Origin of the sequence: Streptomyces nanshensis, assembly GCF_001751255.1 — a bacterium.
Taxonomy (GTDB): Bacteria; Actinomycetota; Actinomycetes; order Streptomycetales; family Streptomycetaceae; genus Streptomyces; species Streptomyces nanshensis_A.
Map to the genome: position 1 here is coordinate 1 of NZ_LJGW01000325.1, position 2,819 is coordinate 2,819.

General features: G+C 70.6%; 3 protein-coding genes. 2 read left to right on the forward strand and 1 reads right to left on the reverse strand.

The genetic code is table 11. From position 1 onward, the window contains the following. Positions 1–397 precede the first annotated feature (397 nt). Positions 398–1,447, forward strand: coding sequence for a chitinase (locus tag AN218_RS19075; protein ID WP_070018094.1), 1,050 nt, complete (start codon positions 398–400; stop codon positions 1,445–1,447). Between the two features lie 208 nt (positions 1,448–1,655). After that, positions 1,656–2,276 (forward strand): M23 family metallopeptidase, encoded by a 621-nt coding sequence (locus tag AN218_RS19080; protein ID WP_244900529.1) that lies wholly within the window; start codon positions 1,656–1,658, stop codon positions 2,274–2,276. A 96-nt stretch (positions 2,277–2,372) separates the two neighbouring features. Here the strand turns inward: AN218_RS19080 and AN218_RS19085 are convergent. Beyond that, on the reverse strand, positions 2,373–2,819 hold a 447-nt coding region (locus AN218_RS19085), incomplete at its 5' end, for a DUF6069 family protein (RefSeq protein ID WP_070018097.1).

Below are 2,819 nucleotides of genomic sequence, written 5' to 3' on the forward strand. Positions count from 1 at the left end.
TCCCGCCGTGACGGCGCGGCCGCCCCGGCGTCCGGGCGCTTCCGTGTGCGGACGTCCGGCCGCCGCCTCGTTTCCGTCCGGGAGCTGCCCGTACCGCCTCACACGGCGCGCTCCCGGGTGACCGGGGCCGCCAACGGCCCCTCGGCGTACGGGTATTGGCGTACGGCACGTACGGGGCGTACCCGGCCGAGTGGTCGCGCCGAATCCCTCCGTACCGGTGGAAAACCTCCGCCCCCGAAAGGGCGGACACCGCTTTCCATAACCGGACCATTGGCCGCCCTTAAGTGCGGCTCAAGTATTTCAACTGCCGTCCGTAACAAGCGAATTGTCCGACTCGGCAACGCTAACTTGCTCGTCGTCCGCACCATCACCCCCCACCTGATGAGGCACATTCACGATGACGAACACACCCGCAGCACAGCCCCCTCGGACCAGCCGCAAGGTGAAGCTCGGCGCAGCCGTCGCCGCCGCGGCGACCGTGGCCGGTGCCGCCTTCGCGTTCGCCGGGAACGCCAGCGCGGGCGAGGAGCACCAGGGCGGCAGCCAGGCGAAGGCCGCGGGCGGCGGTTTCGCGCCGTACGTCGACACCTCGCTCGAGCCCTCCTTCGATCTGCTCAAGAGCTCGGAGAAGACCGGCGTGAAGGAGTACAACCTCGCCTTCATCACCTCCGGCGGCGAGTGCACCCCGAAGTGGGGCGGCGTACAGGACCTCGGTGAGAACGCCGTCGGCAAGCAGATCGAGGACTTCCGTGCCAAGGGCGGGGACGTGCGGGTCTCCTTCGGCGGCGCCAACGGTTCGGAGCTGGGCCTCGCCTGCAACTCCGCCGACGAACTGGCCGCGGCGTACGGCAAGGTCATCGAGGCCTTCGCGCTGAAGAAGGTCGACTTCGACATCGAGGGCTCGGCGCTGCCCGACACCGAGGCCAACACGCGCCGTGCCGAGGCGATCGCCCAACTCCAGAAGAAGCACAAGGACTTGGACGTCTCCTTCACCCTGCCCGTGCTCCCCGAGGGCCTCACGCAGGACGGCACCGGGCTGCTGGAGAACGCCAAGAAGAACGGCGTGAAGGTCTCCGCGGTCAACATCATGGCCATGGACTACGGCCCGTCCTACAACGGCGACATGGGCAAGTACGCCATCGACGCCGCCACCGCCACCCAGAAGCAGGTCAAGTCGGCGCTCGGCATCGACGACGACGCCAAGGCGTGGCAGACCGTCGCCGTCACGCCGATGATCGGCGTCAACGACGTGAACGTCGAGGTCTTCAAGACCGACGACGCCGCCGAGGTGAAGAAGTTCGCCGACGAGAAGAAGCTCGGCTGGCTGTCGATGTGGTCGGCCACCCGGGACAAGGCGTGCCCCGGCGGCTCCAAGGACCAGGCGGACCCGACCTGTTCGAGCATCGAGCAGGAGGCGGACGCCTTCGCCAAGGGCTTCACCGGCTGAAGCCCGCCCCCGGACCAGGGTGGGGCGCGGACCTTCCCCCCACACCCACTGCGCCCCACCCTCTCTTCCGGTCCGGGTCACACAGCTTCCCTCTCCCCCCACCACACTCGGCGCACCTCACCCCACAGGGTGACGGTGCGTCGAGTGCGTCACCCCACCGGACAACTCCCGGGTGCGGGCCCGCTCCGGCTGTCCTGTGCTGGCAGGTATGACGACTCAGACACGGAGCGAATCAGGCATCCTCCGCAGGATATTGACCGGCGGGCTCGCGGCGGCCGTGTCCATATGCGGCTTCGCCGGCTCGACGTCGATGAGCGGCGGCCGGCCCCACGACCTGGCACCCGCGGCGGACGACGTCGGCCGCCCGCACAAGGGCCACGGCCATGCGCACGAGCACCGCACACAGAGCAGACCCGTACACGCCTACGCCCGCCCCATCACCAAGTCCGCCCGGATATCGGAGCGTTGGGGAGTGCCCGGCTCCTGGGCGGCGGGACACCACACGGGCATCGACTTCGCGGCCCCCGAGGGCACCACGGTGCGCTCCGTCGGCACCGGCAGGGTGGAACTCGCCGGGGAGGCCGGTGCGTACGGCAACGCCGTGATCGTTCATATGAAGGACGGCAAGCACGTCCTCTTCGCGCACCTCTCGAAGATCTCCGTACGGGTGGGACGCGCCGTGCGCGCGAACACCGTGATCGGCGCATCGGGCAACACCGGCCGCACGACCGGCCCGCATCTGCACTTCGAGGTACGCCAGCACCGGGGCTACGGCACAGAGGTCGACCCCGTCCCGTACCTGGCTCGCCACGGCGTCCGCATCGCATAGCCGGGAATCGGGACGCTCCACGAGCCAGCAAGAGGCCCCCACCGGAGAGGCGTCCCGGTGGGGGCCTTGCCATGTGCTTGCCCCGTACGCTTCCCGTCAGCCGCGCTCGGCGTCGCCGTCCCGGCCGGACGCCGTCGCCGTACGCGCGACCGTCGCCAGCAGCGTGCCGATGACGATGCCGACCACGAGCGAGACCCCCGCCGTACCGCCCTTCGCCTGCCAGCTCGCGGTCGTGGTGAACGGCAGCAGCATCACGGCCGCCGTGCCCAGCGCGACGATCCAGCCGAGGAAGCGCACCGGCTGCGGAGTCGCCAGCGTCAGCAGATGCAGCACCGCCGTGGCGGCGAGCGCGACGAGCGCCGCGCCCAGGGCGTAGCGGCCCGTGGAGGCCGTCTCCGTCGAGCCGTCGACGACCGGGGCGAGCACCGGGATGTCCAGCACCTCGCGTACGAGCAGCAGCGCGACCGCCGCGGCGAGCGCCGCCACCAGCGCCACGACGAAGCCGCCCGCCCACAGCCGGGCGGCGCTGACGCGCGGCGGACG